Here is a 24,210-nt window from a genome sequence, read left to right on the forward strand (position 1 = left end):
TTCGGCGTTCCCGGCATATTCCTCTCTCGCGCATTCCGCCGTGCCGGACTGGTTCAGCCGCCAGAATCGCCGGGGAACGGCGCTGTCCACAGAGGAGCCGGGCCCGCCCGGCGGCGGGGACCAAAGACCCTTGGCGCGCGGAGGTTCCGCGAGTGATCGTCGGAGCAGGCCGTGACGAACGGAGACATCCATGCACGTGCGCGACATCATGACCACCCCGGTGATCGCGGTGACGCCGTCGGCCTCGCTGGCGGAGGCCTCCCAGCTCATGACCCGGCACGGTTTCACCGCCCTGCCGGTCGTCGACGGGCGGGGACGCCTGCTGGGACTGCTGAACGAGGAGGACGTGCTCCGCGCGGGAACCCCCGGCGAAGCGGGGCCGGACGACGGAGTGATCCTCGGCGGGCACCGCACCGCCGGGAGCGTCATGCGCACGCCGGGCATGGCCGCGGCGGCGGGCCTGGAGGTGAGCGAGCTGGCCGGCCGCATGGCCGAGGCCGGGGTCCGCTCGCTGCCGGTGCTCGACGACGGGATCCTCGTCGGCATGGTCACTTTCCAGGACGTGCTCCGGGCTCACCCCGGAACGTCGTGACCGGTCACAGCGCCGGGACCTCCGGCGCGCTGCGCACCGTCGTGACTTCCGGGGCGGGCCGCCGGGCGGTCATCCGCGTGGGCAGCCCGTATCCGATGCGCAGCAACGTGTGCACCTGCCCCAGGTCGCGGAACGCCGCGAGCAGTCGTGCCCGGGTGGACCGGGCTTCGAACGGCTGGGACAGGAACGACGTCGCGAGGCCTTCGGCGGTCGCGGTCAGCAGGACGCGTTCCATGATCATCCCGCCGCGCACGTCGGCCGCCGCGCCCTGGTCGCGGGTCAGCACCGCGGCCAGCACCGGATCCTGTTCGAACGGGCGCGGCGGGATCGACTGGTTCTCGTGCGCCGAGCGCAGCGACACGACGCCGGGGACGTCGGCGGGCGGCCCGAACGCGCTCGTCGGAACGCCGTCCGGGCAGTCCGCGGAGCGGCCCGTCCACTTCACCGCTTCCGCCAGGAAATCCGGGTCCGTGGCCTGTTCCGTCTCCGCGCGGCGGACCAGCGCGGACACCTGCGCGTACCGGCTCGAAGCGTCCAGGAATTCGAGCTGCCCGCCCTCGCCGAGCGCGGCCGAGCGCAGGCGCGCCCGCGCGGAGGCCGGCACCTCCCGGTCGGACAGGGGACGCCGGTTGGTGTGGCGCCGGTAGATCGCTTCAGCGAGCCGGCGGTCCAAAGTGGACGGACGGGTGTTGCCCTCGATCGAGACCACCGCGAGCAGGTCGTGCTCGGCCGGGTCCGGGAGGATCCGCACCCGGCTGCGCACCCCGTTGACCCGCAGGGCGAGCGTCAGGTTGCCCACCGCCGCTCCGCAGGAAAGCCGCGCCTCGCGCGCGGCCGGGTCGGCGACCGCCAGCACGCGGTCCCGGTCCAGCCACACCTCGATCCGGGAGCCGTCGACGACGAACCGCCACGGCTGCGTGTTCTGCGGGGACGGAGCGCGCACGGCGGCCGCGAGCGCTTGGTCGACGACAAGGGGCAGGAATCCGTTCATCGCAGTCTCCGGGTGAGGGGGCGTTGCATCGAGCGTCGTTCGCCGCGGCCCGCCGAAGTAGCGGAACCTGTCCCGAATTCGAGGGACCAACGGCCCCGGTTCATTCCGGGCGGCCGGGGGCGAGCAGTTCGCCCAGCGGCAGCCGGGGCGACGGCGGGGCCGCCGAAACCGGGTGCCCGCACCGGAAGATCGCCTGCGGCAGCCCGGGAAGCCCGAGCCGCCGCGCGAGGTGCTCCCGGAATCCGGTCAGGTGCAGCGGCTGGGTGAGGACGGAACCGGCCAGGCCGCGCGCGGTCGCCTCCAGCCACATCCGCTGGAGCGCCACGCCCGCGTCGAGGTGCGCCCGTCTCGTGTCGTCCTCGGTGCAGAACACCACGAGGGTTTCCGCCGCGAGCCGTTCGGCCAGCCGGACGTCGTCCGGCACCGGAGTCGTCCGCCGGACGAGACCGGCGGCGGGCAACGGTTCGTTGCCGAAGGAGGCTTCCGGAACGCCGTCGACGGCTCCCAGCGCGTAGCGGCCGAAGGTGTGCGCGGTCCAGGTTTCCAGCTCGCGCTGGTAGGCCGCGTCGGCACGGAACACCCGGGTCGCGAAGCCGAGCATCTCCGCGAGGACGCCGACGCAAGCCGGTGCCACGGCGTGCACCGACGGTTCTTCGACGGTGTCGAGCAACTGGGCGAGGTCGTCCACGCGTTCCGGTGCGAACTCCCGGCGGTAGCTCCGGCGGCGGCCGATCGCGTGGTAGCGCGCCAGGTCCGCCTGGGCCGGGGCCTCGCCCGGTCGCGTGTGGACAGTCGCCGCCACGTCGCCGTGCTCGGGGAACGAGGTGGTGATGTCGCGGCGGAGCGCTCGCGCGGCGAGCTGGAGGTTCGCGAGCGCGGCTCCGCACGAGAGCAGCCGGTCCCGGCCCTCCGGATCGTGCCGGGGCAGGACGACGTCGGTGCGTTCGACGAGGTCGACGTCGGGTCCGCGCACGTGCAGCCGCCAGGGCTGACTGTTGTGCACCGACGGGGCCCGGCTGACCGCGCGGGCGAGGGTCGCGGTTTCCGCGGGGGCCAGTTCGGCGGGTGCCGAGGTCTTCATGTGGTCGCTCCTGAAGCCGGGATCCGTCGTCCCGGTCCCTTCCATGCTGGTCGTCCGCGGGCGCGCGGGGCTGGGGCCGAAAGTCATCGCGCGCGTTGCGGACGTCCCTGTCCGCAGCGATGACCTACGGCCCTGTCCAGCGGCCCGGATGCTGCCGCACTATCGGCCGGAACCTGAAGAAAGAGGCACGAAAATGACCTTCTCCGACCGTCTCATCGTCGTCGGCGTCGACGGCTCGCCGCCGGGCGACGCCGCCCTGCGCTGGGTGCTCGGCGTCGCCGCGCAACCCGGCGACCGCGTGCTCGCCGTCGTGGTGCGCCCCGCGGACACGCTGCTTCCCGGCACGTCGTTCGCGTTCCAGCCGCACGGCCGCCGTCCGGACCGGTGTTGCCTGCCGAACGAGCGCATCGCGAGAATCCGGCGCGAGTTCCCAGACGCCCCGGACGTTTCGGTCGCCACCCCGCAGGGCGACCCCGCGACGGAACTGGTGGCCGCGTCCGCCGACGCGGACCTGCTCGTCGTCGGCGCGCACGGCGCCGGGCTGACGCGGCAGCTGATGCTGGGCAGCGTGTCGCGGGAATGCGTGCGGTATTCGCGCTGCCCGGTGGTCGCTGTCACGCCGGAAGCGGCGGAGCGGCTGGCTGCCGCCGCGGCTGGGTGACCCCGCCAGCCGCCCCGAAAACCGCCCCGCCGATCTCCTCGGGCACTCGACAACGACGGTTGCGCGTGCCCGCTGGACCGGCCGTCACCGGCCCGGCCACCGCCACTCCCGCACCTCCGGCAGATCCTCGCCGTGCGCGGTGATCCAGTGGCGGTGCCGTTCCCGCGTCCTGGTCATCCGCTGGCGCAGCGGCCCGGTCGCGGCGAGCAGCCCGGGCACCCGGTCCAGTACGTCGATCACCAGCTGGAACCGGTCCATCCGGTTGCGCACCAGCATGTCGAACGGCGTGGTCGTGGTGCCGTGCTCGGTGTAGCCGCGCACGTGCAGCCCGGCGTGGTTCGTCCGGCGGTAGGCCAGCCGGTGGATCAGCCACGGGTAGCCGTGATAGGCGAAGATCACCGGACGGTCCGGGGTGAACAGCGCGTCGAACTCCCAGTCGCTCAGTCCGTGCGGATGCTCCGTCTCGGGCTGCAGCCGCATCAGGTCCACGACGTTCACCACGCGGACCGCCAGCTCGGGCAGTTCCGTGCGCAGGATCGCCGCCGCGGCAAGGACTTCCAGCGTGGGCGCGTCGCCCGCGCAGGCGAGCACGACGTCCGGCTCCCGGTCCGCGTGCGTGCTCGCCCATTCCCAGATGCCCAGTCCGCGTGCGCAGTGCAGCGCGGCTTCTTCCGCGTCCAGCCAGTCCGGCGTCTCGTTCTTGCCCGCGACCACCACGTTCACCAGGTCCCGGCTGCGCAGGCAGTGCGCGGCCACCTCCAGGAGGGTGTTGGCGTCCGGCGGGAAGTACACCCGCACGACCTCCGGGGCCTTGTTCGCCACGTGGTCGACGAAACCCGGGTCCTGGTGGGAGAAACCGTTGTGGTCCTGTCGCCAGACGTGCGAGGTGAGCAGGTAGTTCAGCGACGCCACCGGCCGCCGCCACGGGATCTCGCGGTGCACGCGCAGCCATTTGATGTGCTGGTTCACCATCGAGTCCACGATGTGCGCGAACGCCTCGTAGCAGGAGAACAGTCCGTGCCTGCCGCTGAGCAGGTAGCCCTCCAACCAGCCCTGGCACAGGTGTTCCGAGAGCACTTCCATGACGCGGCCGTCCGGCGCGAGACGGTCGTCCGGAGGGGCGGACGGCAGCTCCCAGGTCTTCGCGGTCACGTCGTACACCGCGTCGAGCCGGTTCGACGCGGTTTCGTCCGGGCCGAACAGCCGGAAGTTCGCCCGGTCGGCGTTGCGGCGGAACACTTCCCGCAGGAACCGGCCCAGCGCCCGGGTCGGTTCCGAGGTGCTCTCCCCCGCCGCCTGGACCTCCGTCGCGTGGTCGGCGACCGGCGGCAGCGAGAGCGGGCGCAGCAGCACGCCGCCGTTCGCGTGCGGGTTCGCGCCCATCCTTCGCACGCCGTCGGGGATCAGGGCGGTGACCGCCGCGGTCGGGCGGCCGGCCGAGTCGAACAGCTCCTCCGGACGGTAGGAGCGCAGCCAGTTCTCCAGCTGCCGCAGGTGCGCCGGGTCCTCGCGCACTCTGGTCAGCGGAACCTGGTGCGCCCGCCAGGTGCCTTCGACCTGCTGACCGTCCACTGTGGCCGGTCCGGTCCAGCCCTTCGGCGACCGGAGCACGATCATCGGCCACTGCCCCGCGCCGTCGCGGCGGAGCACGGCCAGGTCCGCGACCACCGTGTCCAGCGCGGCGGCCATCGCCTGGTGCATCGCCCGCGGCTCGTCGCCTTCGACATGCACCGGAGCCCAGCCCGCGCCGCGCAGCAGCGAGTCCAATTCGGACGGCGGGATCCGGGACAGCACCGTCGGATTGGCGATCTTGTAGCCGTTCAGGTGCAGGATCGGCAGCACCGCCCCGTCGCGGCGGGGGTCGAGGAACCGGGTGGCCTGCCAGCTCGTCGCCAGCGGACCGGTCTCCGCCTCGCCGTCGCCGACGACGCACGCGACGAGCAGGCCGGGGTTGTCGAACGCGGCGCCGAACGCGTGCGCGAGCGAGTACCCCAGTTCGCCGCCCTCGTGGATCGACCCCGGCACGTGCGGGGACACGTGGCTCGGCACGCCGCCGGGGAACGAGAACTGCCGGAACAGCCGGTCCATCCCCTCGGAGTCCCGCGAAACCTCCGGCCACGCCTCGGAATAGCTGCCCTCGAGCCAGGTGCTCGCCAGCAGCGCCGGGCCGCCGTGCCCCGGCCCGGTCACGAACATCGCGTCGAGGCCGTGCGCCAGGATCGCGCGGTTGAGGTGCGCGTACACGAAGTTCAGGCCGGGCGAGGTGCCCCAGTGCCCGAGGAGCCGGGGCTTGATCTGCCCCGGCTCCAGCGGTTCCCGCAGCAGCGGGTTGCCCATCAGGTAGATCTGGCCCGCGGCGAGGTAGTTCGCGGCGCGCCACTGGGCGTCGATCTGGGCGAGTTCCTGCTCGGTGAGGGTGCCGACGGGAGTCTCCGTCGCGGTCACCGCTTCGGCTCCCGCACCACGAGCACCGGGCACGACGCGTGGTGGACCAGTGCCTGGCTGGTCGATCCGAGCAGCATCCCGGCGAACCCGCCGCGTCCTCGGCTGCCGACGACCAGCAGCTGGGCGCGATCGGACTCGGCGAGCAGCACGTGCCGCGGCCGGTCCCGGACCAGCTTCCGCCGCACCTCGACGTCGGGGTATTTCTCCTGCCAGCCCGCGAGCCGCTGCGCCAGGAGCCGTTCCTCGGTCGGCTGCAGCGTTTCCCACTGCGGCATGAGCCGCGCCATGCCCTCGGCCGAGTCGTAGACCACATCGGCCCAGGCGTGCGCCGCGACGAGCGGGACCCGCCGGAAACTGGCTTCCTCGAACGCCGCCGCGATCGCCGCCTCGCTGTTCGGGCTGCCGTCGACCCCGACCGCCACCGGCCCGTCCTGCGGCACCGGGCCGTCGCCGTGCCTCCCGCGCACCACCGCCACCGGGCAGCCGGCGTGGCTCACCACCGCCGAGGTCGTCGCGCCCACCAGCATGCCGGTGAAACCACCGGTCCCGGTGCGGCCGAGCACGACCATCCGGGATCTGTGAGAGCGGGCGATCAGCAGGGCCGCTGCCGAATCGGTCAGCACTTCGCTGTCGATTTCCAGCGAGGCGTCGACCGAAAGCGCCAGTTCACGCGCCTCGGCCACGATGCGCTCGCCGCCCTCTCGGATGCCTTCGAAAAGCACCGCGCTGCCGGCGAGACCGCCGCCGTACACGAGCCCGGCCAACTGCAGGCAATGCACGAGTTCCAATTCGAGATCGCGTTCCGAGGCAAGCCGCGCGGCCCAGCGGACCGCGTCCGCCGACGCCTCCGAACCGTCGACTCCGACGAGCACCGTCCGGGTCTGATCAGTCATCTCCCCACCTCCTGTTCCGCGGACACGGTGTCCGCTCCGACCACGCCGGGCACCGCGAGCGCCAGCAGCGTCGCGACGTGGCGATCCGTTGTGTCGTCGAAAAGGTCGACGATCCGCACGACCCCGTCGTGCACCTCGACCTTCCAGCGGCCCGTGCCGCCGTAAATCTCCAGCCGGTGCCGGACGTCCGCGGCGATCGCGGAGTCTTCGCGGGCCAGCATCCGCACCACGTCGCCGCGCGTGACGATCCCGATCACCCGGCCGCCGTCCACGATCGGCATCGCCCGGATCCGCTCGTCCGCCAGCGCCTGGCACAGATCGGCCACGTCGGTACCGGAGGACATCGCGGTGGCCGGCGAGGTCATCACCGCCCCAACGGTCGCCTCGACCGCGTGCGGCTGCCGGTGCTCCGACCGGGCGTCCGCCGGGATCCGGTCGCGGATCAGGTCCGCCTCGGTGACGATGCCGATCAGCCGGTCGTCGTCGTCCACCACCGGCAGCGCGGTGAAACCGTGCTCGGACAGAATCTCGGCCGCTTCCTTCGCCGGCGTCCACGGACGCACCGTCTCCACCGGCGCGGACATCAGATCGCGTGCGCGCATCAGGTCCGTCCTTTCCTTGTGCTGCCTCGAAAATAGGAGCGGGCTCAACCGTCGACCACGGCTCTCCCGGCCCGCCGCAGCGCGCGCAGCCGCTCGAACCGTTCGCGTTCGTGCTCGTCCTGTTCGGCCATCTCGGCTTCGGTGAGCACGATCGCGTCCGGTCCGGGGAAAATCGTCGAGACGCGGTCGTCGGCGAGCCAGCGCACCGTGAACGGCGGGGCGCCGCCGGGGCCGCCGGCCGCGACGATCCGGCCGCGCTGCTCCGGGAGATCCACCCGGACGCCCTTCACCACCAGCCAGTCGCCGGGCTGTGCGTGCATTTCTCCTCCTCGGGTCCTGATGCTCCGCGGCAATCACCGCGGAGCGCGAAGCTCGACGGCGAGCACGCCCTCGATGGTCCGGGCGAGGGCCGTGACGAGACGGCGCTCGGCCTCGTCGGCGAAGGCGCCGCGGACGGTCACCGTCCCGCCGACGACGGTCACGTCCCACCGGTCCCGGTGCCCGGCATAGTCGCTCAGCAGCACGCGCAGCCGCGAGGCGATGGCGTCGTCGCGGCGGACCAGCGGGGCCAGCAGATCTCGGCGGCTCACGATCCCGGCGAGGCCGCCCTCGTCGACCACCGGCACGCTGCGCAGCCGGTCGAGGAGCATCCGGGCCGCGATGTCGCTGCCGTCGGCGTCGAGGCCGACGGTGTCGACGGACTTGGTCATCACGGCGTCCACCCGCAGATCCGCGGCGACCGGCTCGCCGGTCAGCACGCCGGCCAGCGCGTCCGCCTCGGTGAAGATGCCGACGACCCGGTTGCCGTCGTCGACCACCGGCAGCGCCGCGACACAGTGCTCGGTCAGCAGCGCGATGGCTTCGCGGACCGGCGTTCCCGGCCCGACCCGGACCACCGGCCTGGTCATGATGTCCCGTGCTCGCACGGCTTTCACCTCGTTCCTCGACGGACTGGCGGCCCGTGTCCACGGTCGCGCACCGGAACGGGCGCCGGGCAGAGCCCGAAGTCCCTTACCGTCGGGACGAAAGCGGCGTGTTCTTCGCCAGCGTCGCCGCGTGGTCGGGCACCTCGCGCAGCAAGCGCCGGTCGGTCCGCGCGTAGCCGGTGCCGGGCGAGCGGGGCGGCAGCTTCACCGGCGGGGGCGGGATCTCGCGGTAGGGAACGCTGGCGAGCAGGTGCGCGATCATGTTCAGCCTGCCGCGGCGTTTCTCGTCGCCGTCCACGACGTACCACGGGGAGTCCGGGGTGTCGGTGTGCAATGTCGTCCTTGGCCCGCGAGTAGTCGTCCCACCTCGGCACCGATTCAAGGTCCACTGTGGACAGTTTCCAGCGGCGGAGCGGGTCCTTCACCAGTTCGATCTGGAGGCGGGCCAGTTCCGCCTCGTAGACCGCCCTGGGCAGCCGTCCGTTCGCGCCCATCCGCGTCAGGCGACGTCGTCCCACACGTAGTCGAGTCCGTTGCTGACCGCGACCACGCCGGGGACGGCTTCGATCAGGCGGGTGACCGGGGCGATCTCGCTGCGCCGCTCCACCCGGCCCGCGACAGTCACCACGCCCGCGTGCACCATCGCGCGCGCCCGGTCCGGGCCGAGGTGCAGCGTCTCGTACAGCACGCCGGTCACCACGTCGCGTTCGATCTCGGAGTCCGGGCGGGTCAGCACGCTGAGCACGTCCCGCCTGGCGACGACTCCCACCGGACGCCCGTCCGCCACCACGAACAACCGCCGCAGGCCGGTTTTCTCCAGCTTGGCCGCGGCCGCGGACACCGGCTCCTCGGCCGAGACGGTCACCGCCGGGCTCGTCATGACGGCGCGTGCGCTCCGTCCGTGGGCCTTCCGCGCCTCCTTCCGGTGCCACCACCGGAAACGGCGGGCCTCCACCAACGGCAGCAAGTCCTTTTCGGACACTACGCCGACGAGCGACCCGGTGTGGTCGACCACCGCGACCGCGCTGATCCCTTCTCTCGCCAGCATCGCGGCGATTTCCTTCACCGGCGTCTCGGTGCGCACGCGGACCGGGCGGGCAGTCATCACCGCGGAGACCGGGGTCGTGTTCATTGTTCCTCCGTAGCGGGCCGCTGTCCGGCGCGGCGATCAAGTCCGTTTCCTTGTACTGCCTCGAAAATAGGCAATGAGGCCGCTCGGACACGCCGGTCCGGAGTCATCGGGGAGAGGGACCAACGTCCTCAGCGCGCCGTTCCGCACCTGCATGTCGTGAGACTGAGCGGCCAACGGCCCGCGCGACGGGGACCTTCGGCTCCAGAACCTCCGGTACCAGCGGGCCAGACTCGCTGGCAGAGACGAATGGAGGCCCTTCATGTCCGTGAAACACGAGCACGACAAGCCCACCGCGGCACGGATTCCCGCACACCGCACCGAAACGGACTCGCCGCGACCCGGCTACGGCGCGCGGTCGCTCGCCGTCCTGCGGATCGCCGCCGGACTGCTGTTCCTGTGGCCCTTCGCCGACAAACTCTTCGGCCTCGGCTACGCCACCCCCGCTTCGGGGGCCTGGCTCCACGGCGGCTCACCCACCTACGGATTCCTCAGCAAGGCCGACGCCGGCCCGCTCGCCCCGATGTTCCACGCCTGGGCCGGAACCTGGTGGGCCGACTGGCTGTTCATGCTCAGCCTCCTCGCCATCGGACTCGCCCTGATCGCCGGCGCCGGACTGCGCATCGCCGCCGTCTCCGGCACTGTCCTGCTCGTGCTCATGTGGGCCGCCGAATGGCCGCCCGCCCGCACCACCGGCGCCGGAGCGCCCACCCACTCGACCAACCCGATCCTCGACTACCACCTCGTCTACGCCCTCGTCCTCATCGCACTCGCCGCCACCTGCGCCGGCGACACCTGGGGCATCGGCCGCCGCTGGGCCGCCCTCATCGGACACCGCACCTGGCTGCGCTGAAGGCACTCGTGTACAACGAATCGGCGCTGCTGGCCAACATCATGCCCACGTCGTACGACATGGGTCACTCACGAGTCCGCGTGCAGGACGGCGGCTCCGGTGACCCGGTCCTCCGCCAGGTCGGTCAGTGCGTCCGCCGCCGCGGACAACGGATACGACATCGTCCGCACCCGCAGCCGGTGCGCTCCCGCGAACTCCAGGAACTCCCGCGCGTCCGCCCGCGTGTTCGCGGTGACGCTGCGGACTTGCCGTTCCTGGAACAGATGCCGCTGGTAATCCAGCACCGGGATGTCCGAGAGATGGATGCCCGCGATCGAGAGCGTGCCGCCGCGGTCCAGCGCCGCCAGCGCGACCGGCACCAGTTCGCCGACCGGAGCGAAGAGGATCGCCGAGTCCAGCGGTTCCGGCGGAGGCTCGGCCGCGTCGCCCGCGGAAGCGGCGCCGAGTTCGAGCGCCAGCTTCCGCGCCTCGGGGCTGCGAGTCAGCACGTGCACCGTCGCCCCGCGCGCGAGCGCGACTTGCGCGGCAAGGTGCGCGCTGCCGCCGAAGCCGTAGATGCCGAGCCGTCCGCCGTCGGGCACCTCGGCGCGTTTCAACGCGCGGTAGCCGATCACGCCCGCGCACAGCAAAGGTGCCAGCTCCTCGTCGGAGTACCCGTCGGGCAACCGGTGCGCGAACGCCGCCGGGACGACGGCGTACTCCGCGTAGCCGCCGTCGGCGTCCCAGCCGGTGTACCTCGATTCCGGGCACAGGTTCTCCTTGCCAGCCCGGCAATAGCGGCAGACGCCGCAGGTGCCGCGCAACCAGGCGATCCCGACCCGGTCCCCGGCCGCGAATCCGCCCGCACGCGGCGCGACCACCTCGCCGACGACCTCGTGGCCCGGCACCACTCCCACCCGGTGCACCGGAAGATCCCCTTCCGCGACGTGCAGATCCGTGCGGCACACCCCGCACACGCGCACCCGCACGAGCAGTTCGCCGTCCCCCGGCTCCGGGACCGGCCCGCGTTCGAGCACCAGCGGCCCGCTCGCCATCGGACCGGGCGCGCGCACCCGCCAGGCCCGCATTTCCGCCGTCATCGCGACTCCTCTCGTCCCGGACCGGTCCAGGATGTCGGCCCGCCCGGCGCCGAACGACGTCCGCAGGTCCCGCCCGCCGGGGACGTTCGGCTCTTCTCGCCGGGCACCGCCGTTTCGCAGAGTGGCACTATGGCTGCTCCCCCGCGCGGCGAACCGGGCGAACCGGCTCGCGCCGAACCTTCCCGCCGTCGTGTGCGGCAGCAGAAGCGAGAATCGATGGCCCGCCAGCCGTTGACCACCGACGACGAATACCGCCTGCTCTGCGGAATGAGCGCCTACCTCGACGCGGTGAGCGCCGCGGCCGCCGTCGGCCCGGAGTCCCGCACGATGGACCTCGACGGGCCGGTTTCGGCCTACCTCGCCCTCGACGGGCAGCTCGCCGCCCATCCCGGACGCGACACCGCGCTGGTGTGGGACGAACGCCACGGCTGGTCGTTCGCGATCGAAACCCACTCCGGCGAGGACCTCCTCGTCATCGCCTCTCTCGGCGGCGAACTGCTGCCGTCCCCGGACCGGGTCCGGGAGTTCGTCCGCGCGGTGCGAGCCCGGACCCAGCCCGCTCCCCCGCCCGCCCCGCCGGACCTGAGCCGTGATCGAGCCGACCTGATCGCCTGTCTCCTCGGCTACCGGACTCCCCCGGCTCCGCTCGGCCACTGAAGATCGCCGCCATTCCGCCGCCGGACTAAGGACGGGCGGCTCCGTTCCGCTTGTTTGACAGATACCCCCGGGGGCATGTGCAATGCCCCCGGGGGTATCGTGGAGCCCGAGGAAAGGAGCCGCCGTGACGCTGAGCCTGTCCCGCACCTACCCAGGCGCGGGTTTCGACGACGTGATGGCCAAGACGCGAACCGCGCTCGGGACCGCCGGTTTCGGCGTGCTGACCGAGATCGACGTGCAGGCGACGATGCGCGAGAAGCTGGACGAGCCGATGGAGCGCTACACCATCCTCGGCGCGTGCAATCCGCCGCTCGCCCACCGTGCGCTGACCGCGACGAGAGAGATCGGATTGCTGTTGCCCTGCAACGTAGTCGTCCGCGAGAACGGGTCCGGGGGCACGATCGTCGAGGCGATCAATCCCGCCGTCATGGCCGAGGTCGTCCCCGCGGCGGACGTCGCCGCGGAAGCCGCCGAACGGCTGGAGTCCGCACTCGACGCGCTCGACCGGGAGCTGACATGACCGGCGTGGTCCTCTACGGGGATCCGGTCTGCCCGTTCGCCTGGCTCGCCTACCGCTGGCTCGACGGAGCGGAAACGGATTTCTCGGTGCGGCCGATGAGCCTCGCCGTGCTCAACGAGGGAAACACCGTGCCGGAGTCGCATCGGCAGCGCGTCGAGGACTCAAGGCACGCGGGCCGCGTCCTCGCCGCGATCGAGGATCCGGCGGCAGCAGCCCGGTTCCAGGTCGCGCTCGCCCGTCGCATTCACGAGCAGCGGCAACCGTTCGGCAGCGCGCTGCTCCGCGCGGCCCTGCGTGACGCGGGGCTCCCGGAACACCTTGCCAGCCAAGCGGATTCGGCGGACGCGGACCCAGCGATGCACCGCGCGCACCAGGCGAGCCAGGACGCGCTCGGCGAAACCGGCGGCAGCCCGATCACCGAGATCGACGGCCAGGCTTTCTTCGGTCCGGTGCTGACCGAACTGCCCGCCCCGGCTGACGGACGCGCTCTGCTCGACGCCCTGCGCGCGGCCGCGGCCGTCCCCGCGTTCGCCGAACTCCGCCGTCCTCGCGCCGGCGCACCGACTATCCCGGAAGGATGACCATGTGCCGTCCCACCCCGTGCCGCACGTGCGGCAAAACCACCTGGGCCGGCTGCGGCAACCATGTCGCTCAAGTGAAAGCGGCCGTCCCCGCCGAACAGTGGTGCCCCGGACATCCCGCCGAACCGCGGCCGCCGCGCTCGTGGCCGTGGCGCAAGCGCCGCTCGTGAGTGCATACCCACAGGGGTATCGTCGGCTCCACCGACCAGCCACGGAGAGGACACCATGATCGGCGACCAGGACACCGTCACCCAGGTGCGCAACCGGCTCCGCCGCGCGCAGGGACAGCTCGCCGGCGTCATCGCGATGATCGACGAGGGCCGCGACTGCAAGGACGTGGTCACCCAGCTCGCCGCGGTCTCCCGCGCGCTCGACCGGGCCGGATTCAAAATCATCGCCAGCGGACTGCGCGAATGCGTCTCCGGCACCGGCGAGGACGGCGAAACCGCCATGACCGAAGAACAGCTCGAGAAACTCTTCCTCGCGCTCGCCTGAACCGGACGTCCGGAGTCCCGGCCCTTCGTCCTTCCCGGTGAGGACATTGCGCCCTGCCGCACGACGGCGAAACGAAGCAGTATCGAAAGCGCGAGAACGGCCGCGGGCCACCCCGACGAATCGGCAGCGGCGCTCTCGCCTGGAGCGGTGGCGGCGGCACGGGCTCTTCCCCCTCGCCCCCAGCCCCGCCGCTGCCGCCGCTTCTACGCCGTGCCGTACGGCACGCCGTCCAGCCAGCCCTGGTCGACAATGCGAATCTTCGACCAGGCGAAATGGTAAAAAATCGAAGGCAGCCGGACTGCTGATCCACATCTTGACGCCGTTAGTGATCAGGAAGGTGGCGTTGGTGGCGGGGCCCTTCGCCAGAGCCGCACCGTCCGACAAGTCGACGTCACGCGGAATGCAGTTCACATTGGTGGTGACTATTCCATTCCAGTCGACGAAAAGATTGTCGTAGGTGACCGGTCCCGGGATCCATCTTCGTGAGCCGCACAACACGAGGTCGTCTTTCCAGGATCGAAATTGATCCGAGTGATCCACGCTCCGCGAAGACCAGTCCCAGACGTTAGCGCCAGATCGGCAGATGGCCTTGTAAAAATGCGAAGCACGGGCGATGGCTGAGCGAAGATCCTTGTGGGAGCCTCGGGGAGCGCACTTCGATGCCAGAGGGTGGAGTATCGATGCGGAACTGGGGAACCGCCATGGCCGCTTACCGAACCCAGATCGAGCCTCGCGAGGTGGTGCACGGGACACCGCATACGGCGTTGCGGGACGTTATTGCCGGATATGTCGGATACCGGAGTTTCAGCTCGCGTCCGGTCGTGCGCCAGCTGTTCCCGCGCGGCTTCGTGGTGGTGCTGTTCGACTTCGAGTCGCCGCAGCGCTGGCTGCTCGGCAGGGAGCACCTGCTGCCCAGCTTGACCGTCCCGGTGCTCGGCCTGCACGACCGGGTCGTGCGGTTCGTTCAGGCGGGACAGCACAGCGGCATCGCGGTGGGGCTTCCCCCGAGAGCCGCGTTCAGGCTGCTGGACGTCAAGATGACCGAACTCGCGAATCGGCGGGGCGACCTCGTCGACCTGCTCGGCCGTCCGGTACTCGAGGTGGTCGAGCGGCTCGCCGAGGCGGCGGACTGGCCGTCCCGGTTCACCGTCCTGGATCAGTTTCTGCTCAGCGCGCTCCAGGTCCGGCCCGTCGACGACATGACGGGCGCCGCCTGGCACCGGCTGCAACGGGCCGGCGGCGCGATCTCCATCGCCGCGCTGGCCGACGAACTCAGCGTCAGTACGCGCACCCTGGAACTCCGCTTCCGGGCGCAGATCGGGGTTTCCCCGAAAAACGCGGCCCGGATCCTGCGCTTCCAGCACGCCGTGCACCTGCTCGGACGGGACTGCCGGGGTGGGCTGTCCTCGATCGCGCACGAATGCGGATACACCGATCACGCACACTTCGCCAAAGAGGTCCGGGTGATGGCCGGATGCACGCCGACCCAGCTGCGCGCCACTCTCCGGCGGCCCTGACACCTCCGGAACACGGCATTAGCGGCCGCCCGTTTCGCTTGCGCCGCAGTCGATCGGCTTCCGTGGGCGAAAGACTCGGACAGCCTTGCCCTTCGGCTCTGCCCGGGGCACCCCGTTCGAGGGCATTACGGACCGCCGAGTGCTCGGCATCGGCGCCTAGCTCCCGGCCGCGCGTATTGTGGGCTGTGGTGTGCCGGGAAGCCTGGTCGGCGTATATCTTCTTTGATCTGCCTGGGGAGCACGTCATGAGCACAGGAGCCGACCGGACCGCGTTCGGGCCGATGGTCATCGTCGCCGCAGACCAGCACGAAGCCCGGCCCCTGGTCGTGGATCCGTGGGCCCGCCGCCTCCTGCCCGCCAGCGGGCGGCTCGCCGTCGCACTGACGCGATACCGGCCGGTCCGACAGGCGATGATCACCGCGACCGAGAAGAGAATCCCCGGCCTGTGGGCGAGCATGTTGTGCCGCAAACGCTACGTCGACGACGTCCTCGTCGCCGCCCTCGACGACGGCGGGATCGAGGCGGTCGTCATCCTCGGCGCGGGCTTCGACACCCGCGCCTGCCGCCTGCCCGCGCTCGCGGAGATCCCGGTCTTCGAGGTCGACCTGCCCGCCAACATCGACCGCAAACGCGCCGCGCTCACCAAGGCACTCGGCCGGGTCCCCGACAACGTGACGCTGGTGCCGATCGACTTCGAAACCCAGAACCTCGCCGACACCCTCGCCCAGCATGGCTACCCCGGCGGGCGGACTTTCTTCATCTGGGAGGCGGTCACCCAGTACCTCACCGAGGACGGCGTCCGCCGCACTCTCGACGTCCTCGCCTCCGCCTCCGCGGGCAGCCGACTGGCGTTCACCTACGTCCGCAAGGACTTCCTCGACGGCAAGCAGTTCTACGGAGCACGGGCCGCCTACGACGATTTCGTCGTGAAGCGGCGGCTCTGGCGGTTCGGGCTGGAGCCCGGCGACGTCGCGGGCCTGCTCGCCGAGTACGGGTGGCGCGAACGCGAACAGCTCGGGCCGGACGAGTTCACCGCCCGCTACCTGCGCCCCGCCGGACGCGAGCTGCCGGTGTCGGAGATCGAGCGCTCGGTGCTGGCCGAGTTCACCGGCTGACGTCCGCGAACCGCACGCAGGAAATCCAGGTATGGCTCGCGTTCCGGGGGCACACTGGAAGCACGATGTCTGTCTCCGCCGTTGTCCCGGAACCGCCGGAAGTCACCGCTTTCCGGCGTCGTGCGCTCGCCGTGCTTCCCGCCGTCCTGCTGCTCGCGGCGGCTACGGTGCTGGCCAACCGGGTGCTGCCCGGCTGGGCCTACCCCGTCTGCGGCGCGGTCACCGCCGCCGTGCTCCTGGCGCTCGCCCGCTTCGCCCGCGTTCGCTGGGTCGAGATCGGATTCAGCCGCGCGCACCTGCGTCGGACGCTGTGGTTCGGACTAGGCGGGTTCGCGGGCGTGGCGCTCGGTTTCGGCCTCGCGGTCGCGATCCCTTCGCTGCACGTGCTGTTCCACGACGGACGGGTCGGATCTCACGGATTCGGGCAGCTCCTGTGGCTCGCGCTGGTGCGGATTCCGCTCGGCACGGTCCTGGTCGAAGAGGTTGCGTTCCGCGGCGTGCTTCCGGCTTTGCTCGGGGCAGGCGAACGGTGGCGCTGGTGGCCGGTGTTCGGCGCGTCCGCGCTGTTCGGGCTGTGGCACCTGCTGCCGTCGCTCGCGCTCACCCAGAACGCGGCCGTGCACCAGACCGTCGGCGGACTGCCGCTCGCGATGATCTCGGTGCTGGCCATGGTCGCCGCGGCCGGAGCGGGCGTGTTCCTATGCTGGTGGCGCTACACCGGGCGCGGGCTCCTCGCCCCCATGCTGGTACACCTCGCCACCAACTCCGGCGGACTGGTGCTCGCCTGGGCGCTCGTCCGCTGACCGGCCCGTCATCGCGCGCACGCTTGTCGACTCGATCCGCGTCGTCGATCTGCTGATCGGCGAACAGCTTCCGCGGATCTGCTGACTCACGGGTGGGTGCGCTTCTCCTGCTCGGCGTCCCATTCGCGCTGCCACTCGGCCATCCGGTGCCGGTCCAGCGCGAACACCACTCCGCCGCACACGACGGCGAGCAGCAAGCACACCGCCGCCCACAGCCCCACAGCCGCGCACACCGCGTCGACCAGCACCGCGGCGGCGCTCAACGGCGGCGGCACCGGGTTCCCGGCCCGGTCCACCCAGATCGAGACCTGCTCGCCGCGCCGCGTTCCCTCGTCGGCCGCCACCTTCCCGACCCGGCGCGACCCGTCCGGTGCCGGCCAGGCCGCGTCCGTCGGCGCGGAGTTCGCGACCACGCCGCTGCGCCCGCTCACCGTCGCCGCCGGACCGTCAGCCAGCAGCACCGCCTTCGCCGGACTGCGCTGCGCCACCTGCTCGACCGAGACCGGCTTCTGCGTCCCGTACAACTCCGAACCCGCCGCGGCCGCGAACGGAACGGCGGCCACCGCCACCAGAACCGCCCCGAGAAACAGACCGGCCTGGAACCGGTCCGAGGGCCGCGCGACTGAACCGCGCCCGGGAACGAGCATGTGCCACCACCGCACGACGCGGTCCGCCGACGCTTTCATCTGCCGCACCTTCCGTGAGGCTTCGCAGGTTCAGCCACCAGAATCGCCGGGAAAGCGAGTGGTCCGAAGAGGAATTCCGCCCTGCCGCCCGGGCCGCCGGCCCCGGCTTCCGAGGGCACTGCGGCACGGGCCAAAGGCCCTTCCCGAAACGGCTTCCGAACGACACGGGGGGCCGAAAGTCATCGCGAACACCGCGGACTTCCCCCTGCACAGCAATGACCTCCGGCTCTGTCCCGCCGCGCGCCCGCTGCCGCACGATCAGCCGTAACCGAGAGAAAGGGGCAGGCACATGAACGCACCCCGCCGTCTGATCGTCGTCGGAACCGACGGTTCGCCCTGCGGCGACGCAGCCCTGCGCTGGGCGCTCCGGATCGCCGCACGACCCGGCGACCGCGTGCACGCCATCGAGGTCCGCCCGGCGGAAGCACTGGCCTTCCAGCCGCACGGCCGTCGCCCCGCCGGGCATTCCCTGCCGCACCAGCGCATCACGGCCATCCGGCGGGAATTCCCGGACGCCCCGGACGTCTCGATCGCCACCCCGTACGGCGACCCGGCGACCGAACTGGTGACCGCGTCCACCGACGCGGACCTGCTAGTGGTCGGCACGCACGGCACCGGCCCGGCACGCGAACTGCTGCTCGGCAGCGTTTCCCGAGAATGCGTGCGGTACTCGCGGTGCCCGGTAGCGGTGATCACGCCCGAAGCGGCACGGCGGCTGGTTCCGGCCGCAGCGGAAGGAAAACGCGCCGGCGGCGAATGACTTTCGCCCCTGTGCGCTCCCCGCGCAACGGACGCATGCTGAACGGAACAAGCTAGGCGGTGTAGGAGAACAATGACGCTCAATGTGGCCCCCGCAGGCCAGCTCAGTGCCGATCAAGTGACGTCTGTGCTGCGCTCCGCGACGCTGGCACCGTCCACACACAACACCCAGCCCTGGCTGTTCAGCGTCGGACCGGCCGGGATCGAGCTGTACGCCGACCCCGACCGCACGCTGCCCGTCGCCGACCCCGACCGGCGCGAACTCCTGCTCTCCTGCGGAGCCGCGCTGTTCAACCTGCGCACCGCCATCCACGCGACCGGCGTCCACCCGGCCACAATGCTCCTGCCCCGCCGCAGCGACCCCGACCTGCTCGCCCTCGTCCGACCCCGAACCGCCGCCCCCATCGACCGCAGGCTGGCCGCGCTCGCCCGAGCCATCCCCCGCAGGCACACCAACCGCACACCGTTCACCGCCACCCCGGTGCCCGTCGAGGCGATCGGCGCCCTGCGGCACGCGGCCGAGGTCGAGCACGCCTGGATGCCGCACCTGGACGAGAGCCAGCTCGCCGGGCTCAAGGAATTGGTCCGCGAAAGCCACGGCGTCCAGATGAACGACCCGGCGTTCCTCGCCGAATGGCAGCGCTGGACCGGACGCGGCCGGGACGACCGGGACGGCGTGCCCTACGCCGCCGGCGGCGAACCCGCCGCGGACGACGCCTGGGTCCTGCGCGATTTCGGCGACGGCTCCCGCGCACCGGGAGCGAAACCCACGGTCGTCGTCATCGGAACGTTCGCCGACCAGCCGATCGACCGGCTCCGCGCCGGACAGGCCATGCAACGCGTCCTGCTGACCGCCACCGCACGTGGCATCGACGCCTCCTTTATCTCCCAGCCGGTCGAGGTGCCCGCGATCCGTGCCCGGCTCCGCGACCTGCTGGGCGGCGGGCTCTGGCCCCAGATCGTGCTGCGCCTCGGCTACGGCACCCCAGTCGCCTGGACGCCGCGCCGGGCGCTGGAGGACGTCCTCTTCGAACCGCCGCCGCTCAGCGCCTGACCCAGCGTCCCGCGCCGTATTATGTCCTATGTGGACAGCCAACAGGATGCCGTGGTGCGCGCCACGTCCCAGCGCCGCAACGGAAGCAGGTCCTGATAGGCCTTCCGCCACGCGTCAGGAAGCGCCTCGACCGCGTACCGGAGGCGCTTCACGCTCTTGCGCACCGCGTGCACAGCTGCGTTCAGCAGTTGCAGATACCGCAGCGAGTCGAGGACGACGGCGCACTCCGCAGCCGTCTCGGCCGTCTCGGCCGTCTCGGCGGCGAAAGCCTGCTCAGCGCTCGAACGCAGCTCGTCCGAAATCGACTCCGGCGGCAGGGTTTCCAGCGCGGCGAAGAACCGGGCGCGTTGCACGTCAACGTCCCGGGCCGCGCCGAGCCAGCGCAACCCTTCCCGAAATCTCTCGGCGAGCCGCCCGATCGCCAGCCCGTGCCGCCGCAACCGCAGGCTGGTCGTGTCGTAGTGCGTCACCGCGCCGGTCATGGCGACGACGCCCGCTGCGCGAACCGGCTCAGCAGGACCAGCAGCACGGCGAGACCGAGCGTCACCCATTGCACCGGCTCGCCGAAACCCAGCACGGCGAACTGGATCGCGAGCCAGCCCGCGAGCACGACGCTCGCGGCGTACCCGGACCAATGCGCCTCCGCGTCGCCGCGCCACGCCGCCAGTGCGGCCCAGCCGAGCGTCCCGCCGATCGCGATCACGAGGGCGAGCCCCGGCAGCACCCAGTCGGACAACCCGAGCGGTGCCAGCGCGACGACCGGCAGCCGGAACCCGGGCGCACCGACCATCAGGCAGATCCCGCCGGCCAGCGCACCGGCCGCGAACACCGTCTCGTAGGCCGCGAGCACCCGGAGCGCGGTCCGGCCGCGCAACCCGGTCACGGCGCGCTCCTCGGCCGGACCACCGCCACCGGGCACGTCGAATGCGCCAGCAGGGCCTGGCTCGTGGAACCCAGCAGCATTCCGGTGAACCCGCCCCGGCCCCGGCTGCCGACCACGACCAGCCGCGCGTTCTCGCCGTACTCCAGCAGCGTCCGCACCGGCCGCCCGCGCACGATCTCGACGTCGATCCGCAACCCGGGGTACTTCTCCCGCCACAACGCCAGCTGCTCCTCGACCCCGCGACGCTCGTCCGGGCTCAGCTCGTTCCAGGTGTGCACCACCGTCAGCGACGTGTCCCGCGCGATCGCCTCGGCACACGCGAACCCAAGCGCCTCGTCGCTGTCGGCCGCGCCGTCCAGCCCCACCACGACCGGTCCGGCCGCAGGCGGAACGTCGTCCGGCATCCGCCCGCGCACCACCACGACCGGACACCGCGCGTGCGCCGCCAGCGACACCGCCGTCGATCCGATCAGCAGACCGGTGAATCCGCCGAGCCCGCGCGAACCCAGCACCGCCAGCTCCGCGCCGCGGCTCTCCCGCAGCAACACCGCGACGGGGTTCCCCTCCGCGACCACCCGCTCGATCCGCACCTGTGGCCACTGCTCCCGCACCGCGGCTTCGGCCTCGTCGAGCCAACGCTCCGCCTGTCCCTGGAACCCGGAGCGCACCCCGGCCACGAACGGCCCGGTGATGCCCGGCGAGGGAATCAGATAGGCCTGCACCAACCGCAGCAGCGCGCCCCGCTGGAGGGCTTCCTCGGCCGCCCAGACCGCGGCGTTGCGTGCCGACGGGGAACCGTCGACACCAGCCAGCACCACGTTTTCGTCAAGTCCGGACATCGCGTGTTACTCCTCGTCCCCGTCAGTGCACGACCGCGACCGGGCACGCCGAGTGCGCGAGCAGCCGGTTCCCGGTGGAGCCGAGCAGCCCGCCCGCGACCGGGCCCCGGCCGCGGCTGCCGATCACGATCAGTTGCGCGGCCCCGGCCGTCATCAGCGCCCGTGCGGCCGAACGTTCGCGCACCGCCACCGTGCGGATCTCGACCGACGGGTACTTCTCCGCCCACACGGCGATCCGCTCGCGCAACGCACGTTCCTCCGCGCTGGCCCGCCCGGGCTCGTCGAACAGCGCACGGTGCCACGCCCGCACCGCCACAAGCGGCGCTCCCCTGCTCGACGCGGCCTCGAACGCGAACTCCAAGACTCCCTCGTCGCCGTCCACGCCGACCACGACCGCTCCGTCCGGTATCGCGCGCCCGCGCACGACGACCACCGGACAGGACGCGCTCGCCGCGACCCGCAGGGCGACCGAACCGATCGCCGCGCCGCGCAGGCCGCCGAGCCCATGCGAACCCACCACGATCAGCGACACCGACCTCGACGCCTCGATGAGCAGATCGGCCGCGAACCCGACCCTGGCGACCAGCCGGGTCCGCACGCCCGGCGCCGCTTCCTCGGCCACCTGCGTGGCCCGGCTCAGCCAGCGGTGCGCCCGTCCGAACAGCTGGGTCGCTTTCGGCTCCGCCACTTTCCCGGGCACGTCGACCGTCTCGCCGATCCCGGCGTGAAACAGCTCCAGCCGGCAGTCCCGCCGTCGCGCCTCCTCCGCCGCCCAGCGGACCGGAGCCAAGGCCGTCTCCGACTCGTCGATCCCGGCCAGCACCACGCCGTCCGGCTTGTTCCCACTCACCGCTCGCCTCCCCTCCCGCCGCCGGTTCCGGCGGCTAGGTTCACGGTCGCGCGCGAGGAGGGGTACCGGTCAGAGCCCGAAGTCCCTTACCTCCGGGACGAAAGCGGAGTGTCTTCGGCCGGTCCACTGTGGACAGCTGGCCGACCACGCCGATCTCCGTCATTCCTCGGCGGCCGGATGCCCGGACCGGACAACCAGCACCGGGCATTCGGCGTGGTGCAGCAGTGCGTGGCTGGTCGAGCCGAGCACCATGCCGGTGAACCCGCCCCGGCCGCGGCTGCCGAGCACCACCAGCGAGGCCCGCGCGCTCCACTCGATCAACCGGTCGCGCGGCCGGTCCTGCTCGACGACCTGCTCGACGCGCACGTCCGGGTACAGCGCGCCGTACCCGGCGAGCCGCTGCGCCAGCAGCCGATGCTCGGCTTCCCTTGCCTCGAACGGAAAATCGCGGTCGCCGAACAACCGGAAGCGGTCGGCGTCGAGCCACGCGTGCAAGGCGACCAAAGACACGCCGTGCACCGCGGCCTCCTCGAACGCACAGGAGATCGCCGCGTCGCTCAGCGGGCTTCCGTCGATGCCGACGACCACCGGGCCGTCGGCGCGGACCGTGCCCCGGACCACCACGACCGGACAGTGCGCGTGCGCGGCGAGATCGATGTCCGGCGAGCCCGCGAGAAGCCCGGACAGCGTCCCGGTCGGTTCGCCCAGCACGAGCAGCCGCGCTTTCGCCGAGGCTTCCCGCAGCGCGACCTCGGGACCGGCCGGACTCGTCTCGACGGTGATCCGGACCCGAGGCTCGGCCTCCGCGAGATCTTCCCGGACGGTTTGCAGCAGCTCCTCCGCAGCGGTTTCCTTCGCCTCCAACCAGTCCGCGGGCGGGTACCGTCCGCCGAAGCCGCTGTCGGCGAACCCGAACGCCGCGAGCACGGTCAACGGCACGTGCCGCAGAACCGCCTCGTGCGCGGCCCACCGAGCGGCCGCGGCGGCCTGCTCGCTCCCGTCGATGCCGACCAGAACCGGACTCGTGTTCATTGCCGTTCCCGCCATTTCTCGCCGAGAACCTCGGCGACGCCGCGGCGCAGGCTCGCCGGCGCCACCCGGGTCGAACGCCCCAGCCGCAGCAGCGCCTGCGGGAAACCGGCGAGCCGGTAGTCCTCGCACAACGCCGAACGCACCTCGGGCACCCGCAACGGCTGCGTCAGCACCGCGCCCGCCAGACCGAGCGTCACCCCTTCGAGCCAGCAGCGCTCCAGCGCGTAGCCGGCGTGGATGTGGTCGATCCGCGCGTCGCCGACCGTCGTGAACAGCAGCACCGTTTCGGCCTCGAGCCGCTCCCGCAGCACCCGCAGATCCGGCAGGACCGTCGCCCGCCGCACCAACCCTGCCCACGGCAATTCGCCAGGCGGCAGTGCGGAAAACCGTATGCCCGCGCCGTTCCGGTGCGCGGCTTCGTCCCGGATCGTCCAGAGCGCGAGTTCGCTTTGGTAGGCCTCGTCGTCCTGGAGGGCGCGCGCGGCGTGCTCGAAGAACCTCGCCAGCCGCTCCATCCCGTCCAGCCGGGTCGCCTCCGCCCCAGGCGCCACGGCGGCCCGCACGACCCGCGCGGTCTGCTCGGCGGTGACCGGCAGCCCGGTGAACGCGCCGCGATGGCTGCGCCGCACCATGATCGCCCCGTACCGCTGCAGCTCCTGGTCGGTCGGCGGCAGCAGTTCCGCCGTGTCGACCCGCGCGACCACGGCGGGATCGGCTGGGTCCGGCAGCACGGTCACCTCCGCGCTTCGGCCGAGCACCCGGACTGCCAGCTCAAGGTTCGCCAGCGCGGTCCCGCAGGACATCGCCAGGTCACGCCGGTGCGGATCATGCTGCGGCAGCGCGACGTCGGCGCGCTCGCGCAGCAGCACCGCGCCGTCGGCCAGCTCGATGCGCCACGGCTGGGTGTTGTGCACCGACGGAGCACGCAGGACTGAACGGCCCAGCACCTCCGCTTCGGCGAGCGTCCACTCGCCGGGCCGGCGGCCGACCGCAGTGGCTGTTTTCCGCATCGCGGTCACTCCTGTCGTCTCGGACCTCCCGAGCCAACCGCGACCCGCCCGGTTCGCGCTCCGGCCGCAAGCCACCGACCGCAGGGACCAACGTCACCGGACCTTTCCTGGGCGGGTAGCGCCGGTCCGGGGACCGACCGGACCGGCGCTGACCTCT

Annotated in this window: 28 protein-coding genes and 1 pseudogene; 12 read left to right on the forward strand and 17 right to left on the reverse strand. The window is 71.9% G+C overall.

Annotation, left to right across the window (positions count from 1 at the left end):
* The first annotated feature begins 190 nt into the window (after positions 1-190).
* Positions 191-592: an HPP family protein gene (locus RPX00_RS37580; protein WP_406632618.1), complete on the forward strand. Its 402-nt coding sequence runs from the start codon at positions 191-193 to the stop codon at positions 590-592.
* A gap of 4 nt (positions 593-596) precedes the next feature.
* On the opposite strand, the gene RPX00_RS37585 is transcribed toward RPX00_RS37580, so the two are convergent.
* Both RPX00_RS37585 and RPX00_RS37590 read right to left on the reverse strand, forming a co-directional pair.
* The gene (locus RPX00_RS37585; protein WP_406632620.1) at positions 597-1,583 is read right to left on the reverse strand and encodes an Acg family FMN-binding oxidoreductase; all 987 of its coding nucleotides are present in this window, start codon (positions 1,581-1,583) and stop codon (positions 597-599) included.
* Positions 1,584-1,683: 100 nt separating this feature from the next.
* Positions 1,684-2,664: an Acg family FMN-binding oxidoreductase gene (locus RPX00_RS37590; RefSeq protein WP_406632622.1), complete on the reverse strand. Its 981-nt coding sequence runs from the start codon at positions 2,662-2,664 to the stop codon at positions 1,684-1,686.
* A 193-nt stretch (positions 2,665-2,857) separates the two neighbouring features.
* On the opposite strand from RPX00_RS37590, the gene RPX00_RS37595 reads away from it, so the two are divergent.
* Positions 2,858-3,325, forward strand: a complete 468-nt coding sequence (locus RPX00_RS37595; RefSeq protein WP_406632624.1) for a universal stress protein — start codon at positions 2,858-2,860, stop codon at positions 3,323-3,325.
* A gap of 84 nt (positions 3,326-3,409) precedes the next feature.
* Here RPX00_RS37595 and RPX00_RS37600 read toward each other — a convergent pair whose 3' ends face one another.
* From RPX00_RS37600 to RPX00_RS37630, 7 genes and pseudogenes are all read right to left on the reverse strand, one after another.
* Positions 3,410-5,770 carry a phosphoketolase gene (locus RPX00_RS37600; protein ID WP_406632626.1) on the reverse strand — a complete coding sequence of 787 codons (2,361 nt, stop codon included), beginning with the start codon at positions 5,768-5,770 and terminating at the stop codon, positions 3,410-3,412.
* Positions 5,767-6,663, reverse strand: coding sequence for a universal stress protein (locus RPX00_RS37605; RefSeq protein WP_406632628.1), 897 nt, complete (start codon positions 6,661-6,663; stop codon positions 5,767-5,769). Before RPX00_RS37605 ends, RPX00_RS37600 begins: the two co-directional genes overlap by 4 nt.
* Positions 6,660-7,265 carry an HPP family protein gene (locus RPX00_RS37610; protein ID WP_406632629.1) on the reverse strand — a complete coding sequence of 202 codons (606 nt, stop codon included), beginning with the start codon at positions 7,263-7,265 and terminating at the stop codon, positions 6,660-6,662. The genes RPX00_RS37605 and RPX00_RS37610 overlap by 4 nt, the downstream gene beginning before the upstream one ends.
* A 44-nt stretch (positions 7,266-7,309) precedes the next feature.
* Complete coding sequence (locus RPX00_RS37615; protein WP_406632631.1) at positions 7,310-7,585, reverse strand: DUF1918 domain-containing protein; 276 nt, start codon at positions 7,583-7,585, stop codon at positions 7,310-7,312.
* Positions 7,586-7,618: 33 nt separating this feature from the next.
* Positions 7,619-8,191 (reverse strand): HPP family protein, encoded by a 573-nt coding sequence (locus RPX00_RS37620; protein WP_406632633.1) that lies wholly within the window; start codon positions 8,189-8,191, stop codon positions 7,619-7,621.
* An 85-nt stretch (positions 8,192-8,276) separates the two neighbouring features.
* Positions 8,277-8,685 (reverse strand): annotated as a pseudogene (locus RPX00_RS37625) (hypothetical protein).
* Positions 8,686-8,690: 5 nt separating this feature from the next.
* The gene (locus RPX00_RS37630; RefSeq protein ID WP_406632636.1) at positions 8,691-9,323 is read right to left on the reverse strand and encodes a CBS domain-containing protein; all 633 of its coding nucleotides are present in this window, start codon (positions 9,321-9,323) and stop codon (positions 8,691-8,693) included.
* 259 nt (positions 9,324-9,582) lie between these two features.
* On the opposite strand from RPX00_RS37630, the gene RPX00_RS37635 reads away from it, so the two are divergent.
* Positions 9,583-10,173: a hypothetical protein gene (locus RPX00_RS37635; protein WP_406632638.1), complete on the forward strand. Its 591-nt coding sequence runs from the start codon at positions 9,583-9,585 to the stop codon at positions 10,171-10,173.
* Between the two features lie 68 nt (positions 10,174-10,241).
* On the opposite strand, the gene RPX00_RS37640 is transcribed toward RPX00_RS37635, so the two are convergent.
* Positions 10,242-11,240 carry a zinc-binding alcohol dehydrogenase family protein gene (locus RPX00_RS37640; RefSeq protein ID WP_406643225.1) on the reverse strand — a complete coding sequence of 333 codons (999 nt, stop codon included), beginning with the start codon at positions 11,238-11,240 and terminating at the stop codon, positions 10,242-10,244.
* A gap of 141 nt (positions 11,241-11,381) precedes the next feature.
* Between RPX00_RS37640 and RPX00_RS37645 the strand changes: the two genes are divergently transcribed.
* The 7 genes from RPX00_RS37645 to RPX00_RS37675 all read left to right on the forward strand — a co-directional run bounded on the left by RPX00_RS37645 (position 11,382) and on the right by RPX00_RS37675 (position 16,940).
* The gene (locus tag RPX00_RS37645; protein ID WP_406632640.1) at positions 11,382-11,909 is read left to right on the forward strand and encodes a DUF6292 family protein; all 528 of its coding nucleotides are present in this window, start codon (positions 11,382-11,384) and stop codon (positions 11,907-11,909) included.
* A 124-nt stretch (positions 11,910-12,033) separates the two neighbouring features.
* The gene (locus RPX00_RS37650) at positions 12,034-12,429 is read left to right on the forward strand and encodes a DUF302 domain-containing protein (protein ID WP_406632642.1); all 396 of its coding nucleotides are present in this window, start codon (positions 12,034-12,036) and stop codon (positions 12,427-12,429) included.
* On the forward strand, positions 12,426-13,010 hold the full coding sequence (locus RPX00_RS37655; RefSeq protein WP_406632643.1) for a hypothetical protein: 585 nt from the start codon (positions 12,426-12,428) through the stop codon (positions 13,008-13,010). Before RPX00_RS37650 ends, RPX00_RS37655 begins: the two co-directional genes overlap by 4 nt.
* 225 nt (positions 13,011-13,235) lie before the next feature.
* Positions 13,236-13,505, forward strand: coding sequence for a metal-sensitive transcriptional regulator (locus RPX00_RS37660; RefSeq protein WP_406632645.1), 270 nt, complete (start codon positions 13,236-13,238; stop codon positions 13,503-13,505).
* A gap of 701 nt (positions 13,506-14,206) precedes the next feature.
* On the forward strand, positions 14,207-15,022 hold the full coding sequence (locus tag RPX00_RS37665) for a helix-turn-helix domain-containing protein (protein ID WP_406632647.1): 816 nt from the start codon (positions 14,207-14,209) through the stop codon (positions 15,020-15,022).
* A gap of 245 nt (positions 15,023-15,267) precedes the next feature.
* Positions 15,268-16,137, forward strand: coding sequence for an SAM-dependent methyltransferase (locus tag RPX00_RS37670; RefSeq protein WP_406632649.1), 870 nt, complete (start codon positions 15,268-15,270; stop codon positions 16,135-16,137).
* Between the two features lie 65 nt (positions 16,138-16,202).
* Positions 16,203-16,940 carry a CPBP family intramembrane glutamic endopeptidase gene (locus RPX00_RS37675; protein ID WP_406632651.1) on the forward strand — a complete coding sequence of 246 codons (738 nt, stop codon included), beginning with the start codon at positions 16,203-16,205 and terminating at the stop codon, positions 16,938-16,940.
* An 86-nt stretch (positions 16,941-17,026) separates the two neighbouring features.
* On the opposite strand, the gene RPX00_RS37680 is transcribed toward RPX00_RS37675, so the two are convergent.
* Positions 17,027-17,626, reverse strand: coding sequence for a hypothetical protein (locus RPX00_RS37680; RefSeq protein ID WP_406632653.1), 600 nt, complete (start codon positions 17,624-17,626; stop codon positions 17,027-17,029).
* A gap of 289 nt (positions 17,627-17,915) precedes the next feature.
* Here RPX00_RS37680 and RPX00_RS37685 point away from each other — a divergent pair, with 289 nt between their 5' ends.
* Both RPX00_RS37685 and RPX00_RS37690 read left to right on the forward strand, forming a co-directional pair.
* Positions 17,916-18,386 carry a universal stress protein gene (locus RPX00_RS37685; protein ID WP_406632655.1) on the forward strand — a complete coding sequence of 157 codons (471 nt, stop codon included), beginning with the start codon at positions 17,916-17,918 and terminating at the stop codon, positions 18,384-18,386.
* 72 nt (positions 18,387-18,458) lie between these two features.
* On the forward strand, positions 18,459-19,439 hold the full coding sequence (locus RPX00_RS37690; protein WP_406632657.1) for an Acg family FMN-binding oxidoreductase: 981 nt from the start codon (positions 18,459-18,461) through the stop codon (positions 19,437-19,439).
* 26 nt (positions 19,440-19,465) lie between these two features.
* Here the strand turns inward: RPX00_RS37690 and RPX00_RS37695 are convergent, their stop codons facing one another.
* From RPX00_RS37695 to RPX00_RS37720, 6 genes are all read right to left on the reverse strand, one after another.
* The gene (locus RPX00_RS37695) at positions 19,466-19,921 is read right to left on the reverse strand and encodes a CHAD domain-containing protein (protein WP_406632659.1); all 456 of its coding nucleotides are present in this window, start codon (positions 19,919-19,921) and stop codon (positions 19,466-19,468) included.
* Positions 19,918-20,322 (reverse strand): hypothetical protein, encoded by a 405-nt coding sequence (locus RPX00_RS37700; RefSeq protein WP_406632661.1) that lies wholly within the window; start codon positions 20,320-20,322, stop codon positions 19,918-19,920. Before RPX00_RS37700 ends, RPX00_RS37695 begins: the two co-directional genes overlap by 4 nt.
* Positions 20,319-21,161, reverse strand: a complete 843-nt coding sequence (locus tag RPX00_RS37705; protein WP_406632663.1) for a universal stress protein — start codon at positions 21,159-21,161, stop codon at positions 20,319-20,321. Before RPX00_RS37705 ends, RPX00_RS37700 begins: the two co-directional genes overlap by 4 nt.
* Positions 21,162-21,183: 22 nt before the next feature.
* A complete protein-coding gene (locus RPX00_RS37710; protein ID WP_406632665.1) occupies positions 21,184-22,011 on the reverse strand; it encodes a universal stress protein in 828 nt (275 codons plus the stop codon).
* A gap of 159 nt (positions 22,012-22,170) precedes the next feature.
* A complete protein-coding gene (locus RPX00_RS37715; RefSeq protein WP_406632667.1) occupies positions 22,171-23,043 on the reverse strand; it encodes a universal stress protein in 873 nt (290 codons plus the stop codon).
* Positions 23,040-24,053, reverse strand: a complete 1,014-nt coding sequence (locus tag RPX00_RS37720; RefSeq protein ID WP_406632669.1) for an Acg family FMN-binding oxidoreductase — start codon at positions 24,051-24,053, stop codon at positions 23,040-23,042. The genes RPX00_RS37715 and RPX00_RS37720 overlap by 4 nt, the downstream gene beginning before the upstream one ends.
* Between the last annotated feature and the right edge of the window lie 157 nt (positions 24,054-24,210).

The organism is Amycolatopsis sp. WGS_07 (genome assembly GCF_045278895.1).
Taxonomy (GTDB): domain Bacteria; phylum Actinomycetota; class Actinomycetes; order Mycobacteriales; family Pseudonocardiaceae; genus Amycolatopsis.